Source organism: Lachnospiraceae bacterium oral taxon 500 (assembly GCA_002999035.1).
In the GTDB taxonomy this organism is placed as follows: domain Bacteria; phylum Bacillota; class Clostridia; order Lachnospirales; family Vallitaleaceae; genus W11650.
Genome location: CP027241.1, coordinates 2,051,798 through 2,067,106, shown reverse-complemented (window position 1 = coordinate 2,067,106; position 15,309 = coordinate 2,051,798). Strand labels below are relative to the sequence as shown.

The following is a 15,309-nucleotide window of genomic DNA, read 5'->3' as shown; positions in this document are numbered from 1 at the left end:
TCCCTCCTCTTTTCGGTGTGCTTTATTTCATTCAAGAAAAGGGGCATACCTGCCCCTTTGTCTTTATTCATCTCTCATGGTCGTAAAATAGGTGTCCTTATGCCGTTTATACTGCAGCTGCGGAATAATCAGCATCAGAGGAATCAGCGCAATCGGCAAAACAATACCGACCCATTTGGATAAGATTGTTGTCCCGGCCCACAGCGTTGCCCAGTCAAACATACCCATCCAGCCGACAACCAGACTGTTCATCGGCTCGGCAGCCGGCAGCAGGAAGGACAAGACCAGCGCGGAACCGAATACTTGAATAATGCCGGAAATAAACGGAATAATCATTGCCGCCCGACGACCGCCGGATTTATTGGCAAAAACTGCCAAAGTACCGTTATCAAAGAACAGGCAGATAAAACCGGCAATAATCAATACATTCCCTTTGACTACAAAGGCCAGCGTCAAAATCGCCAGTAATTGCCCAATAAAGCCAAAAATAAAGCCATAAGTCGGCCCCTGCGGCGAAAAACCGAAAGTAACCGCACAGTCAACCGCCGGTACCGAACCTTTCAGCAGCCGGTCGGAAATGCCCTGGAACGAAGTGGTCAGTTCCGCTACAAACATACGCACACCGGTCAGTACTACCGTAATGTATACGGCAAAGTAAGCGGTCGTTTCCCAAATATACGTGCCGAACCAGTATTTTGACTGATCATAGCCGTATTTTACGCCCTCGGCATTGACTCCGGTAAAAGCGTCCTTGCCTAAAATAACCATAATCGTTCCAACAAAGGCCGTCATAATTAAGGCATTCGCCACAACGTTGTCATTAAAAATCGAGAAAAATCCCGGCGCTTCGGTATGGTCAACATTATGCTTCTTGTCACCGACATACTTGCCCAGCCGGTAAGCAAACCACGCACCCAGCATTTGCTGATGGCCAATGGTAAATCCGCCGCCGTCGGTTACTTCCTGCGTCGGTTCAATAATCAGGTTGCTCATCACCGACCAGTAAGTTCCCAGCAAAAAGCCGGTTACCACTGTCAGCATCATCGACACCGGCGCACCGGTGGCACCTTCAATTACCCAGTACAAAGCCCACAGCAGCACAACCGATTGCTGATACATGATATGCCCGGTAATAAATAAAGTCCGAATTTTGGTCTGCTTGCGAAACGCAACCAGCAAAATATTCCAAGCAAAGGCAATCAGCATCACATAGCCGACATTGGTCAGCGAACCGACCGCGTCCAATATCTTTTCGCCCGAAGCCTGCCCAAAGTAAGGGTCAATCACCTTAGCAGAAAAACCATAGGTAGCAGAAAGCTTTTCAATAATCGGTTTAAAGGTCGATACCAGACCACCGGTACCAACCTGCAGAATCTTAAAGCCGACAAAGGTTTTAATAAAACCGGACAAGGCTACATACCATTCTTTTTTCAATAACAAGTATCCGATGAATACCACAAATCCCAACATCAAAGGAGCCTGTCCTAAAAACTTATTGACAAACTCCCTAAATAGCTCCACTACCATACTATTCTCCTTTTCTTCCTCCGCTTCCCCTGCCTTTTGCCCTGCGGCAGGCTGAAATCTCAATCAGAGACCCGGAAGCTTTGCTTGGTTTTTGTTGATTGTTGCTTAACGCTTCTTCACGCCAAACATGGCCATAAAGCAATCCCTGCTCTTATGGCTGTATGCTACTCATTAAGCGGCAAAACTGCCGCTAATCCTCGGCTGAATTATCTGCAGATGATTCATCAACTCTATTCTAGCAAATTTTAGAACATTTGTATATGGAGTTTTCAATTTTGAAATTTTTTTCACTCATTTCGGTTTACTAATAAATTTTTCCCTAAAAAAGCGAAGCCTATTTATGAAATTCTTACAAAACTTTCTATTCTGTTTTATGATAATACAATCTAAATCCTCATATCAAAAAAGCACGCAGACCAACCCCGCGTACTTTTTCTTGTTTTTCCTTTTAATAGCCTATTTTTCTGCATCTTCTTCCGCTTGTGCCGTTATCTCCTCTGCCGAAGTGCTGTCGCTCTCCCGGCGAATTCCATGCTTTTCCGCCAAGGCAGCAGCCAAACGACTTTTGTAACCGATATTATACTGAATCAGCTCCGGCAAAGTCGCCGGCTGATAGCCAATCACACTGGCGCCGGCATTGAGCATATTGGGCTGCCGGCAGATATGTTCGTACATGGCATGACAGGCCTCATGAATATGGCCAAAAATATGCAGGCTTCCCCGAAAATAGCCGCGCCATTCCAACATCGGATAATGGCAAAGTATCAACTCCCTATTTTCATCGCGCACACTCAGCATATGATGAATTGACTGAAAGTAACTTTGCGCCGCCTCATCCTTTAAAATCCGGTAATCATGATTGCCCAAAATTAAATGTTTTTTGCCGTTTAGGCGACTTAGATACCAAACATAATCATGCTCACTCCGATAGGCAAAATCGCCTAAAATATAAACCTCATCCTTTTTTTCGACCGCCTGATTCCAACGCCGGATCATTTCCTCATCCATCTGCGCCGCATTTTCAAAAGGACGGCCGTCAAAGGCAATTACCTTTTCATGCCCAAAATGCAAATCCGCAATATATTTTTTCATCGCCGCCATCTGTCCCAAAAACTTTTGCCGTTTTTCTTCTTTTCCCGCTTTTTATTTTGGATGGCCGTTTCATAAACTTCCAGTACCTTGCGCGCCAATTCCTCTTTGCCGTGCGCCCTCATCGAATCGGCCGTCCGCTTTTGAAACTCCTTGATTTCCGCATCGGACATGGTTAAAAGGTGCTGAACTTTTGCTTTAAAATCCGCACCATCTTTATAAATATGACCATTAACCCCTTCTTTAATCTGCGACAGATTTTGCTCATCCAATCTCTGCAAGACCGGCAGTCCGGCCGCCATTGCTTCCAGCATGGAAACCGAGTGCATTTCCGACAGCGACGCTGTCGCGTAAAAATCCGCCGCCCATAAGTACTGCGGAATCTGCCCATGCTCCATGCTGCCTAAAAAGCGAACCGAACTGTCCAAACCATCCGCTTTTACCTTTGACCGGAGTTCTTCCAGCTGCGGCCCGTCACCGATAATCCACAGCTCCGCCCGGCCGGTCGGGATTTCAGCCGCTGCCCAAAAATCAATCAAATCATCAATGCTCTTTTCCTTGCCAATCCGGCCGACAAAGCAGAAAACCAGAGCGGAATGCGGTGTGCCCAAACTGTCCCGCAGCTCATTCCGTTTTTTCTCATCCCGGTGATCGGCCGAAAAAGTATCAACATCGGCATTGTTGGGAATGACAATCACCTCACGGTCAACGCCAATCTCTTTCAAATATTCCTGTGCTTTCGCCGACGGACTGATCATCGCATCGGCATTTTTGGCAAAATGAGCCATATACTTATGCGACAGCTTTTCCGCCAAATGCTGTGCTCCCGGAAAAGCAATATAAAATAAATATTTATTATATTCCGAATGCAAAGTATAAATCAGCGGAACATTTAGCTTTTTAGCCATTTTCAACGCCGAAAAGCCCATGCCGAACTCATTGTGGATATGAATCACATCCGGCTTAAAGCGGCGGATATACTCCTCTCGTTTTCGGCTGTACGGTGCCGCCAAATTATTATTATACAGCTTTTTCAGCGGCAATCCCGGGCAAATCAGTTCGTCATCCGTCAAAGAATATTCCTTGACAGCTTTGGGCGCAACCACAATCGCCTGATGACCCAGCGCGTTCAAGCCGTCCTTGAGCATCTTAATATGTGTCACTGCTCCGTTAATCTGCGGAAGATAAGTTTCGGTAAATAATGCAACTCTCATAGAATCTCCTTTCTGCACGATTGAAGCTGTTTTCCCAACCAATTGAGCAAATTCCCAAGCGAAAAGATACTTTTCCGTGTGATTCCTTTTTTCCTAAATATTTCCCAATCTGAGCCCTGCCGGACAATTCCTGTATTTCTGCCCGACTCTACAAAATTTCAGTAAACAGCCAAAATGACACCAGGGCAACAAAAAACAAAGTAATCAGATTGACCGCGTCGTTATTGATCCAGCGAAAGCCTCTGATTTTCGGACGTTCTCTTCCGTCCCCGGCCAGCCGTACCTCCGTTAAAGTCCCGTCTTCCGCCTGATATTTGACCTGTAACCGATCACCCAAAATACTGTCAACAATTGTCCCTAAAAAGCCGCAGCCAATCACCGCCAGTACTTCCCGCCAGTGATATCTCACCATCAAAGGCAGTGCCAAGGCCACTGCTGCCAAAAAGCCGGAAACCAAGCCCTTAACGGAAACCCCGCCGGATAAGCCTTTGGTCACCGGTTTTCCGGTCAAAATCGAAAAAGTTTTGCCCCTGGTCAGCATTCCCAAATCAGAAGAAACGGTATCGGCCGCCGCTGCTGCCAAAACGGAAAAAGCGGACAAAAAAGCCACCCGCTGCTCATTCGAAAGCTGTCCCAGCCACAGCACCGCTATAATGGCCGCCGAATTGGCCAGCACCTGAACCCAGCTGCGGGCTCCGGTTCTTTGCTGAAGCTTTTCGTTATCCTTTTTCTTTTGCTTTTTAAACTTACTGGTCACCGAACCAATGATAAAAAACAAAATCAATCCGCCGTAAAGCCCAAACCCGCCTCCGGCAAAAACCAATATCCCCACCAAAAAAGCCACTCCGGCTCCGTTTTCCGTAATCGAATCCCGCGACAAAGCCGCGACTAAAATAATCAGCGTAATTCCGGCAATCAGCCAAAATTCATTTTGTTCCCCTCTGATCCGCAAAATATGAAAATAGTAATAAAGCGTAGCCGTACCAATCGGCAAAGACAGATTATCGCAGCCGTTGTGACCATAGAGCTCCACATATAACGCAAACGCCCCGCACAGCAGCGCAATCGGCAAAGCCTGCGGCAAATCAAAAAATATACTGACCCCAAGCGCCGCTCCCGCACTCAGCACAAAAACAGCCGCGCTGCCGATATAACTTTTGGAATCACGTCCGCTGTTCCATTTCCAGCTGCCGAACTTTTCTCCTAAAACCGCCGCCAGCCCGTCGCCGTAAGCCATACTCAAAATACCGGTATAGGCCATGGCCGGAAACTTTAAAAGCCAGCCGGAAACCGTCAGCACCAAAAGCGATACGGCGTAATAAACCGTTCCCATTGACTTTTTCCCTTCCATTGCCTGAAACAGGTCTTTGCGATAAGACATATAATTGATAAAAATAAAACTAATCGGTGGAATCACCGCCGCCCACAAACTGTCAAAACAGGTAAATGCAATCACAATCCAGTTGCCGCATAAGATATGTATGATTTTCCGACTGATTTGCTTGCTTTTTATTTTCCTGCCCACGATCTCAGCCAGCACCAAAACCAAAAATACATAGCCGAAAGAATAGCCCAAGGCCAGCCAATTTCGCATGATTCACTCCAAATCCTAAGCCTTTTTTGTAACCCGAAAAAACACTTCCCCACTTGCTGCAATTATAGTATACAAAACAGGAATTGTCAATTTAGCTAAATTTAAATAAATTTTCTCAAACAATAAAATCCGGCTTCCCGGCTGTCAAGCCACCGCTCCCCTCTGCCAGACCAAACTCGAAACAGCGTTTGCTTTCCCCCATAACAACCTCTACTTTTAACAAGTCATTTTCGTTATGAAAACTGACCTCCTTTATTTTTGCCTTCTCCCGCCAGCTTTCAATCACATGTGCCGCCAACATCCTGCTGCCGAAGCGGCGCTCAATTAAATAAGCGGCCTCTTTGACCGATGGATTATCCGGTCCATAGGCATCAAAAACCTGCTGTCCATTGGCAAGTCCAAAAACCCGGCTTTTAATCCCGCCTCCGCAATACTCCCGAACATAGGTGCCAGCTTGCGGCTGCGTTAATTCTATCCGTTTCAGATGCTGAAACGGTCTGGCCCGGAAATACCCTTTTTCCGCCGGCACACCCTCGGCCGCGTTCATTCGCTCACCGTTAAAATGCATAATCCAGTCGGCACTCTTTCCCGCCGGAATATCCCAGACCCAAAAAACTTCAATAAAATAATCCTCCATCCAAATCAGCTGCCGCTTCATTTTGACATTTTGATAATCCTCTTCCGACCACTGCCGAATAGTAAAGCTGTCCGGCATCTGATAAGGTTTTTCCCAATCTGCCGCCGCTTCGGCATAAACTGCACCGTCCTTTTCCTCATATCGGGTCAAAACCGCATTCACCGGCGCCTGATTCTGCTCGCCAATCATCACCGTATTATGGCTGCCCGTATTTTTATAGTAATCATAGTGAAGTTTAGCCCCATAGCCCGTCGTTCCCAAATCCGCCGATACTTGCCGGCCAAACGCCCAATAACTGATTCCCAGCCGGTCATAATGATCATGTTCTCCGCCGTAACAATCATGCTTAAACAGCAAATAACGTCCGTCTTTTGCCCGCAAAACAGTATGCCCGCTGCTGCCGGCCGGCAAATGAAAATTACCCCATTCTTTTTTTACAGGCGGAAGCACCTCCGCTCCATATAAAAGCGCCTCCAGATTATCCCTTTCTTTCTGCTGATAGCATGTTTGCAGTAAAAAAGCCGCCGCTTCCCCGCCCAGCTTAGCATAAGCAAACTCATACAAGGCCTGCCATTGCTTTTCATGGCCGAAATTGGCATCATTAAGCAGCGGAAAGCCTTGCCCCGCCTGCCAATATGGCGCCGGCATCTCAATCATTTTACGATAATTGGGGTGCGTAATCCCGCTGTACTTCGTATTTAGAGCAAACTTTTCATATTCAAAAAAACTGGCCAGTGCGTAAAAATGATAGCTAAACGCCCCTTCAAACCACATTCCGTTAGCCAGCACACCCTTCTCCAGCTGGTCGTACAATCCATATTTCCCATACAAGGCCGGTAAAATATATTCTTCCTTTTGAAATAAAATACCAATCACCGCCATCGCCGAATCAATGATAACTTCATGATTATGCAGCTGCGGCGTCCGGTGCTGCCGCAAAAAATCAGCCGCCGGCAAAAGCAGTTGTTCTCTGACACAGTCTCTTTCCGCCTCTGTCATCACTGTCTGCACAATATCATACGCCATTGCCATCGTCCTTTGAAAATTAGCCTCATCCAAAGTCTGCGCGCCAACCCGCCCCGGCCCATTATAGGGAATATCGCCATGCACCTGATAATCAGCATAATTTTCGGCATAGCCCAGCAAGATTTGTTTTGCTCTTTCGGCATAGTGCGGCTCTGCGGTCAGCAACCAAGTAATTGCCAGATGATACGCCGCCCGCCGGTTTTCATCATTTACCAGTCCCCACCAGGCGCTGTCATATGGCTCCCCCCGGTAAACTTTTCCGCAGCTGGGGCAGGTATGTGCCTGCGGCCGGTTTCGATCAAAGTGCAGCTGCACGGAGCAATCCGGGCAATAATAATATAAAGTCCAATTGGCAATTCCCGATGCCGGAATCAATAACTCCTGCCGGCAAAAAGCCTCTGCCGCCGCCCGGCTTTCAGCCATCGCCTGCGGAAACCGCATCTGCCGCTGCCGCAGTTCTGCTTGTTGTAATTCGGTAAATTGAAACATTTATTCATTCCTCCGGTCTGTTTTAAACTTTGTCGGCGTACAGCCATACTGTTTTTTAAAGCTGCTGGCAAAATAGCGCTGGTCATCGTAGCCGCACGCCTCCGCAATTTCCTGAATTTTAAGTGAAGTTGTGCCTAAAAGCTCTGCCGCTTTCTCCATTCTTTGCCGAATCAGGTACTCATTAAAATTATCGCCGGTTACTTCCTTGAAAATCTGCCTTAAATAACTGACACTGAAGTGCACTACTTCCGCCGTCTCATCAATTGACAGCCGTCCGTCCTGCAAATGCTCCTTGATATAAGCCTGCGCCGCCCGAACCGCTCTGACTGCCTGCCGGTCTTTCCTGTCGGCTGTTTCCGTTTGCCCCGTTTCTTGGCCGTTTGCGGTTTCCGCGTCCGGATTCGCCGTCATTTCCTCTTTCTGCTCCAACCGGTCAATAATTTTACGCACGGCGGCAAACAACTCCTGCGGCAAAAAGGGCTTGAGCAAATATTCACTTACTCCCAGCGAAATTGCTTTCTGGGCATATTCAAACTCATCATAACCGCTGATAATCAATGTTTTAACCGCTAAATTTTTCTTTTGCAACTGGCCCAAAAATTCTAAGCCATTCATAAACGGCATGACAATGTCAGCAATTACAATATCCGGTCTTAATTCCTCCGCTTTTTGCAGCGCTTCCCGGCCATTTCCGGCCGTTGCCACCACCCGAACCGGCAAGCCGCTTAATTCTAGGTTCTTTTTCAGCAGTTCCCTGACCAATCCTTCATCATCGGCAAGTAAAACCTTATACATTTTCTTTTTCCTCCGGTAAATGCCACGGAATGATAATCGTCGCCTTAAGACCTCCCTTGGCCGGGCTTTCATAGGACAAACCAAACAGATCACCGTAAAACAAGCGAATCCTTTCATTTACATTATAAATTCCATATCCCTTTTGCGCGCCGCGTTCTCCGCAGCGCAAGCGATGATTTATGTCCGCCAGTCTGTTTGCTTCTATTCCGATGCCGTTATCCGTTACCTGTAAACAAAGCATTTTTCTTGACCTGCGCCAAAAGGCGGACGCGGTCACAACAATTTCACCCTTGCCTTCTTTTTCCTTAATCCCATGATAAATCGAATTTTCCACCAGCGGCTGTAAAATCAACTTTAAAACCATGCCGTTTAAAAGCTCCGGTGCCGCCTCTATCCGGTAATTCAGCTTATCCTGATAGCGAATGCTTTGAATCCACAAATAAGAGCGAACATGCTCCAGTTCATCCGCCAGACTGACCCGCTCCGCTCCCCGGCTTAAACTAAGCCGAAAAAACTTTCCCAACTCACTGGCTATCCGGCTGCCTTCCGCATCGCCCTTATCCGCCAGCTGCCAGGTAATCGTATTTAATGTATTATATAAAAAATGAGGATTAATCTGCGCTTGCAGCGCCTGCAATTCCGATTTTCTTTTTTGGCTTTGAATCTGGGTAATCCGTTCTTTTTCCCGGCGCAGGGAATCAATCATTATTTCCTGCTTACCCACCATTCTTTGAATTTCATCCAGCATATAATTAAAGCTTCTGACCAAATTCCCAACTTCATTTTCATAAGGATAATAAAAACGAACGGATAAATCGCCTTTTTCCACCTCATTCATCTTGCTTTGCAAACTGCTGAGCGCGTCGGTCAGCCGATACACCAGCCAATAAAGTACCGGTAAAATCAAAGCAAATAAAAACAGCAGTGTCATCAAAATATTGGCACGTAAGTTTTTCAGATTAGCCAGCAGTTCTGCTTTCGACTTTAGACCATAAACCCGCCACCGATTTTTTGACAATTCGGCATACTTGACTAAATATTCTTTGCCATTCCAGATAATATCCTGTTCCTCTCCCCGGGAGAGAAGCACCGCCGTTTCCTCTTTCAGCGGAAACTCACCCCATAGAATCCGCCCTTGGTCATCCAAAATCAGAACCTCATCAAAAAAATGGTCCTTGCCCATCACCAAGGCTTTTAAGTTCTCTATATCCAGCTGATAAATAAAATATTGCCATTTAGAGCTGTTTTGCAAAGTAAATCGCCGAATACAGGGCAGCACCTGTCTTTCCCCCTGAAAAATAATATCCTGCATCGGGGCCAGATACTGAACTGCTGATTCTTGTCCCGTTTGATAAGCCGCCGGAAACAGTGAACTTAAAAAGTCAAACTCCATGCGCCTAAAATGAATATAAGTATCGATTGCCCCATTGCTGGTATATAGATAAGATGACGAAATCAAAGGCTCACCCTGTTCAAAATCCTTTAAATACATACTAATCGCATCTTGCGCCCGAATCCGCGAGGCCAAATCCTTATCTGCCACATAATTTTCCAGGGCCAGATGAAAGTTGGAATTAATCAGCATCGTTTCCGCTCTTTGGGCAATGAATTGCAGCCGGGTATTTAAAGTATCTTCCATTTGCGCAAGACTGCTCTCCGCGCTAAGAGAAAACGTTTCAATACTGCTGGCCGCCGCCAAATGATAAAACGCCAAGCCGCTGCCGGCTGCAATCAGGATAAAAACCATCATAAATATCAGCAATATTTGATTTCGGAACTTTAGGTTTCTGATCTGAACTTTCATTTTCTCTCCTGTCCGCATTGATGTTCTCCCCAAGATGTCCATGAACTGTCTTTTCGGCACTGGGTCGGAATTTTGCAGCCCTCTGTCACCGCGCGATCTATCCCTTCATAGCTCCGGCTGTCAGCCCGGCAATAAAACTGCGGCTGGCCAGCAAATAGACCAGTAGAATGGGAATGATTGCAATCGAAGCTCCCGCCAGCATAATATGCCATTCAGCCGCTGCATTGACCGAATACTTCAGCTGAACCACCGCCACCGTCAGGGTTTTCAGCTGCGGTGCGCCGATGGTCATGATCAAACCGGTAATATAATCATTCCAGGTATTGCGAAAAGAAAATAAAGCTACTACACCTAAAATCGGCTTAATTAACGGCAGTATGATCCGGCCATAGACCTGATAAACCGAACAGCCGTCAATGATTGCCGCCTCATCAAGCTGGCGGGGAATCGACTTAATAAAGCCCATAATCAAAAAAACATTGGCCGCTTGCCCGCCGGTCATTGTTAAGATTAAGCCCAACAAACTTTTATGCAAATTGAAGGCGCGCATAATCCCATAAATCGGATACAAAGTAATCGACCCCAGCGAAACAAACATCATCGATAAGTAAAGCGCCAGCCAAAGTTTTTTTCCGGCGAAACTGCATCTGGCCATAGCAAAACCCGCCAACGAGGAAGTCAGCATCGCCAAAGCCATAACAGAGCCGGATACAATCAAGCTGTTAACGGAATAGCGAAGAAAATCCGCCTCCACAAAAGCGTGATAATAATTCTGAAGCTGCCACTCACTGGGGAAAAAACTGACTCCCTGCGTCAGCTCCGCGTTTGTCTTAAACGAACCGACCAGAGTATAAATCACCGGATAAAGAGTAAACGCCATCATCGCCAGCACAAAAGCATACCGGACTCCCGCCGCTGCTATTTTTCCCGGCCGGAAAACCTTTTTCTGTTTTGGTCTAATTTTTTCCATCGGCTGCTCCTAATAAATGTCATCCAATTTACGGGCAATTTTCAGATAAAGCAAAGTTACCAGCCCCGCCACAAACGCAGTCATCACACTGACAGCCGCACCGTAGCCGTATTGGGGAACCGTTGATTCAGTTGCTGACACCGGAAAAAAATAACGGTAATTATACAAAGATGACACCATCGTTTGATTGTTCGGCCCACCCTCGGTCAAAACCATAACATTGGAAATATCGCTGAAGGCCGACGTAATCGCCAGCATTAAAATAATTTTAAGCACCGGCCCCAGCATCGGCAAAAGGATATACCAGATGGTTTTTATCCGGCCTGCTCCGTCTATTTTAGCACTTTCGATTACTTCTGTCGATACCTGCTGAATCCCGGCAATAAAATAAACCATGTAATTGCCCAGACCTCCCCAAATTGCGGTTAAAACCAAAGTTTTCATGGCATGGCGCTTGCCCAGCCAGTTAATCGGTTGATTGATAATGCCGCCGGTCATCAGCATTTTATTAATCTCACCGTTATAGGCGTTAAACAGCAGGTAAAAAACCAGCCCCATCACCGCCGAACTCATGATGGTCGGTAAAAAAATAATGCTTTGCGCCGCTGTATGAAACTTTTTGTTTTCATTTAAAAAATAAGCCAGCAGAAAAGCCAGCGGAATAATGATGCCCACCTTGCCAAAGCCATAAATAAATGTCCGGCCAAGACTTTCCCAATAAACTTTGTCCCGAAAAATTCGTTCCAAATTAGCCAAACCGACAAATCGAATCTCGCCGCTGCCATAGCCGCCATATTGATAAAATACATATTTCAGCGCCCACAAAACCGGATACAGCGAGCAGGAAATAAATAAAATCAAATTGGGCAGCATAAATACATAGGAATCAATATTTTCCCTGATTTTTTTGCTTGCTTGTTTGCCAACAAGATTCCGGCTTTTGGCAGGCCGCAATTTTCGTTTTTGAGCCTTCATATGCTGTCTCCTTCTAAAAAGGCTGCCGCGTCCCGATTTCAGCGTCTGTACTGAGCCTGACTCAGAGCTGAAATTATGACAGAACGCGGCAGTTCCCTAACTTTTTATTTCAGAGTTGGTTTCATCGGATCATAATCCGGCCATTTAATTTCATGTGCACTGCCGTTTTTAACCGCCTCCTGATAAGCCTTGTTATAGCGCTCGGTTAAATCAGCCAAAGCCTGATCAACATCGGCGTCACCGTAATAAACAGACTCAGCCACTTTAAACATATCTTCGCCTTCAACAATCACTCCCGATGCAAAAGCCCGACTTGGATCTTTCGGCATAATCGCGTCTATATCCGGGTTGATGCGCAGCCATTCCTTATTTTTAAAATCATCACTGGGATTGGCACTGGCGACAATCGCCGGAATAATGCTGACACCGCAGCCGCTTTCATAATATCCCCGCAGATAGTCCTCCGAAGTAAATAGTTCCTTATAAACCTGAAAAGCCTTTTCCACATTAGCGCTCTTGGCATTGATCAAATAAGCGGAGGTCGCTCCAAAGTTTTGTTTGCCTACTTCTTTGCCGCCAATTGTCGGAATCGGAACCGCATCCCATTTAGCCGAATCCATCGGGAATTGATTAGCGTAAACTCCCGGCTCGGCATGAGAATAAGAAAAATACATGCCGATTTTTCCGGCAGCGAATTGTGTCCGAAGGGGATCAATATCCAAAGACTCACAGCCCGGCATAGCTGAATCCTCTTTCAGCAACTCTTTCCACAGTAAAAGCTCATCTTTCCACACCGAGAAATCGTATTTTCCTTCCTTAAAATTATAGCCATTGACCGTGCCGGTTTCTCTTTGCAGGCCAATCAGCATGGAACGGTTTAATGCCGAAGCGGCGCTTTTCATATTGGCAGCAAAGCCATAGATCCCCTCGCCCTTCAGCTGGGCGGTGATCTTGCGCGCGTCCTCTAAAACCTCTTCCATCGTTTTCGGCGGCTGGGCAATTCCGGCCCGCTCTAAAATTTCCTTATTGTAGAACAAGCGGCAAGTCGTACCGGTGGTTGGAATAAAATATAGCTTGCCGTCCAATTCATTTAAGCCTTCAAATATTACGTCGGCAAAATATTTCTTCATGTCATCATCCATATAAGGATACAGATCCAGCCATTGTCCCTGTGCTAAATATTTTTCAAATACCATTTCCTGAAACACCAGGACATCCGGCAGCTCTCCGTTTTGAGCGGCTAAATCAACCGCCTGCAGATAATTATCCGTGTATAAAGTATAAACGACCTCGACATCCTGATGTTTTTGATTGTATTCATCAACCTTGGCCTGCACATACTTAGCATCATGCCGGTCTTTGGACCAAATATTAATAACCGTTTTGGTCTGCTCCGATTTTTCTTTCTGCTGATCGGCCGCGTCTGTTTGTCCGGTTGTGCCGGTCTTATCCCCCGTTGCCTCTTTAGCTGTCTCCTCTGTTTTCTTATCTCCGCTGCTTTGCCCTGAACATCCGCCCAAAAGGAATGTTATACACATTACTGCTGCGATCAGTTTTAAAATTGCCCGTGGCTTCATATCCTACCCTCCTGTTAAATTGCTGACTGCCGGTTTCCGGTTTTCTTTGTTTCATCTTAAATGCACCTTTTTCTGTCTTTAAACTAAGTCAAAGTCAAGTTGCCAGAAACAGGAAACCAAGAAAACCTTGTATATTTTTATTTTATCAATTTTCGATGATAAGTAAAGGCAATATATCAGGAATTATGTTTAAAATTTTAGGTTTTATCAGTTGTTTTTTTCAGTTTGTTTCTGTTCGTAAAAGAAAATCGGGCATATTGCTGTTAAATTCCCCTTTTTTCTCGGTTTATCAGGCAAATAATATCAATTCAAAAGTTCAATATCTCAGCGATTATTCCGGCGGACATCAAACGAGCAGATATTTATGCCGAACACTTTCCGTGAAAACCTTGCTTTCCGGTCGCATCAGCTCAAATATCTGCTTGTCTGCTGTAAAATATATATCTATACTCGCCTAAACTGTCATCTACAAATCATCCTCAATCACTGCCGCCTTGGAATAAGCACTTGGCTTGCCTTCAAAGAAATCCGTCTTGATTTGATTGGGATCGGAGTACTCGCTAACCCAGCTCATCGCATCCGGCTCGGTTTGATACTCATCATAAATCGGGCCAAATCCCAGCGCCATACTGCGCTGATTACCCAAATACTTGATATAGGCCTCCACCATCTGATTGGTCAGCCCCGGAATCTTGTTATCCAGCACATACTGACCCCAGCGGATTTCCTGCTCCGCCCCTTCCTTTATCATCGCCTTGTACACCGCCACCTTTTCCTCGGTAAACAGCTCCGGCTCTTCTTTTTTCAACTCCAGCAGCATTGACCGGAACAGCCACAAATGCGTGTTTTCATCCCGGTTGATATAGCGGATTTCCTGCACGGTGCCGGGCATTTTGCCCATTCTGCCCAAATTATAAAAGAACATAAAGCCCGAATAAAAATAAATTCCTTCCAAAATATAGTTGGCAATCATGGTTTTGGCCAAAAGCCACGGCGATTTTTCCTCATAAAACTCATTGTACAGGTCGCCGATAAACTTATTTCTGGCCAGCAAGTGCGGATCATCCCGCCACTGATAAAGAATCTCCGTTCTTTCCTCCGGCGAGCAGATACTGTCTAAAATATAGCCGTAGCTTTGCGAATGCACCGCTTCCTGAAAGGTCTGAATATTTAAACATAAATTGACCTCATTGGCGGTAATATATTCACTGATATTGGGCAAATTGGCCGTTTGAATACTGTCTAAAAAAATCAGAAATGATAAAATTTTATCATACGCTGTCTTTTCCGCCTCATCCAGCAGCCGGTAATCCTTGACATCCTGGCTCATATTGATTTCTTCCGGAATCCAAAAATTATTCATCGCCTGCCGATACCAATCGCTCGTCCAGCTATATTTGATATTGTTAAAATCATTTAAATTGGTGGTATTGCCGTTAATCAGCCGCCGTTTGCTCAGCTCAATATCACCCTTTTCATTAAACAACGCTTTTCTAGTAATTTTATTATCCATAGATGATCTCCTTTCCTTATGTTCTCCTCTTTCCCCGCTTAACAACACAGTCTGTTTAAACCGGGCGTATGCCCTGTCCCGCACAACGCTTTGCGCTCT

General features: G+C 45.9%; 12 protein-coding genes. 1 reads left to right on the top strand and 11 read right to left on the bottom strand.

Going from position 1 to position 15,309, the window contains the following annotated elements; translation table 11 throughout:
- Nucleotides 1-63: 63 nt before the first annotated feature.
- From C3V36_09370 to C3V36_09325, 10 genes are all read right to left on the bottom strand, one after another.
- A complete protein-coding gene (locus C3V36_09370) occupies nt 64-1,527 on the bottom strand; it encodes a PTS ascorbate transporter subunit IIC (protein ID AVM69433.1) in 1,464 nt (487 codons plus the stop codon).
- Between the two features lie 456 nt (nt 1,528-1,983).
- A complete protein-coding gene (locus tag C3V36_09365) occupies nt 1,984-2,628 on the bottom strand; it encodes a hydrolase (protein ID AVM69432.1) in 645 nt (214 codons plus the stop codon).
- Nucleotides 2,616-3,830 carry a glycosyltransferase family 4 protein gene (locus tag C3V36_09360; protein AVM69431.1) on the bottom strand — a complete coding sequence of 405 codons (1,215 nt, stop codon included), beginning with the start codon at nt 3,828-3,830 and terminating at the stop codon, nt 2,616-2,618. The genes C3V36_09365 and C3V36_09360 overlap by 13 nt, the downstream gene beginning before the upstream one ends.
- 148 nt (nt 3,831-3,978) lie before the next feature.
- Nucleotides 3,979-5,424: a DUF92 domain-containing protein gene (locus C3V36_09355; GenBank protein AVM69430.1), complete on the bottom strand. Its 1,446-nt coding sequence runs from the start codon at nt 5,422-5,424 to the stop codon at nt 3,979-3,981.
- Between the two features lie 115 nt (nt 5,425-5,539).
- Nucleotides 5,540-7,576 carry an alginate lyase gene (locus C3V36_09350; protein ID AVM69429.1) on the bottom strand — a complete coding sequence of 679 codons (2,037 nt, stop codon included), beginning with the start codon at nt 7,574-7,576 and terminating at the stop codon, nt 5,540-5,542.
- Nucleotides 7,577-8,488, bottom strand: a complete 912-nt coding sequence (locus C3V36_09345; GenBank protein AVM69428.1) for a DNA-binding response regulator — start codon at nt 8,486-8,488, stop codon at nt 7,577-7,579.
- The gene (locus C3V36_09340) at nt 8,364-10,217 is read right to left on the bottom strand and encodes a hypothetical protein (GenBank protein ID AVM69427.1); all 1,854 of its coding nucleotides are present in this window, start codon (nt 10,215-10,217) and stop codon (nt 8,364-8,366) included. Before C3V36_09340 ends, C3V36_09345 begins: the two co-directional genes overlap by 125 nt.
- Before the next feature lie 55 nt (nt 10,218-10,272).
- The gene (locus C3V36_09335) at nt 10,273-11,145 is read right to left on the bottom strand and encodes a carbohydrate ABC transporter permease (GenBank protein AVM69426.1); all 873 of its coding nucleotides are present in this window, start codon (nt 11,143-11,145) and stop codon (nt 10,273-10,275) included.
- Nucleotides 11,146-11,154: 9 nt separating this feature from the next.
- On the bottom strand, nt 11,155-12,099 hold the full coding sequence (locus tag C3V36_09330) for a sugar ABC transporter permease (protein AVM70504.1): 945 nt from the start codon (nt 12,097-12,099) through the stop codon (nt 11,155-11,157).
- Nucleotides 12,100-12,224: 125 nt separating this feature from the next.
- Complete coding sequence (locus tag C3V36_09325; GenBank protein AVM69425.1) at nt 12,225-13,697, bottom strand: ABC transporter substrate-binding protein; 1,473 nt, start codon at nt 13,695-13,697, stop codon at nt 12,225-12,227.
- 185 nt (nt 13,698-13,882) lie between these two features.
- Between C3V36_09325 and C3V36_09320 the strand changes: the two genes are divergently transcribed.
- On the top strand, nt 13,883-14,155 hold the full coding sequence (locus C3V36_09320; protein AVM69424.1) for a hypothetical protein: 273 nt from the start codon (nt 13,883-13,885) through the stop codon (nt 14,153-14,155).
- Between the two features lie 8 nt (nt 14,156-14,163).
- On the opposite strand, the gene C3V36_09315 is transcribed toward C3V36_09320, so the two are convergent.
- The gene (locus C3V36_09315) at nt 14,164-15,210 is read right to left on the bottom strand and encodes a ribonucleotide-diphosphate reductase subunit beta (protein ID AVM69423.1); all 1,047 of its coding nucleotides are present in this window, start codon (nt 15,208-15,210) and stop codon (nt 14,164-14,166) included.
- Nucleotides 15,211-15,309 lie beyond the last annotated feature (99 nt).

Excerpts from the sequence above, each read along its gene's own strand:
- C3V36_09370 (AVM69433.1), bottom strand. The coding sequence starts at position 1,527 with ATGGTAGTGGAGCTATTTAGGGAGTTTGTCAATAAGTTTTTAGGACAG.
- C3V36_09365 (AVM69432.1), bottom strand. The coding sequence starts at position 2,628 with ATGGCGGCGATGAAAAAATATATTGCGGATTTGCATTTTGGGCATGAA.
- C3V36_09360 (AVM69431.1), bottom strand. The coding sequence starts at position 3,830 with ATGAGAGTTGCATTATTTACCGAAACTTATCTTCCGCAGATTAACGGA.
- C3V36_09355 (AVM69430.1), bottom strand. The coding sequence starts at position 5,424 with ATGCGAAATTGGCTGGCCTTGGGCTATTCTTTCGGCTATGTATTTTTG.
- C3V36_09350 (AVM69429.1), bottom strand. The coding sequence starts at position 7,576 with ATGTTTCAATTTACCGAATTACAACAAGCAGAACTGCGGCAGCGGCAG.
- C3V36_09345 (AVM69428.1), bottom strand. The coding sequence starts at position 8,488 with ATGAAAGGATTCGCTTGTTTTACGGTGATCTGTTTGGTTTGTCCTATG.
- C3V36_09340 (AVM69427.1), bottom strand. The coding sequence starts at position 10,217 with ATGGACATCTTGGGGAGAACATCAATGCGGACAGGAGAGAAAATGAAA.
- C3V36_09335 (AVM69426.1), bottom strand. The coding sequence starts at position 11,145 with ATGGAAAAAATTAGACCAAAACAGAAAAAGGTTTTCCGGCCGGGAAAA.
- C3V36_09325 (AVM69425.1), bottom strand. The coding sequence starts at position 13,697 with ATGAAGCCACGGGCAATTTTAAAACTGATCGCAGCAGTAATGTGTATA.
- C3V36_09320 (AVM69424.1), top strand. The coding sequence starts at position 13,883 with ATGTTTAAAATTTTAGGTTTTATCAGTTGTTTTTTTCAGTTTGTTTCT.
- C3V36_09315 (AVM69423.1), bottom strand. The coding sequence starts at position 15,210 with ATGGATAATAAAATTACTAGAAAAGCGTTGTTTAATGAAAAGGGTGAT.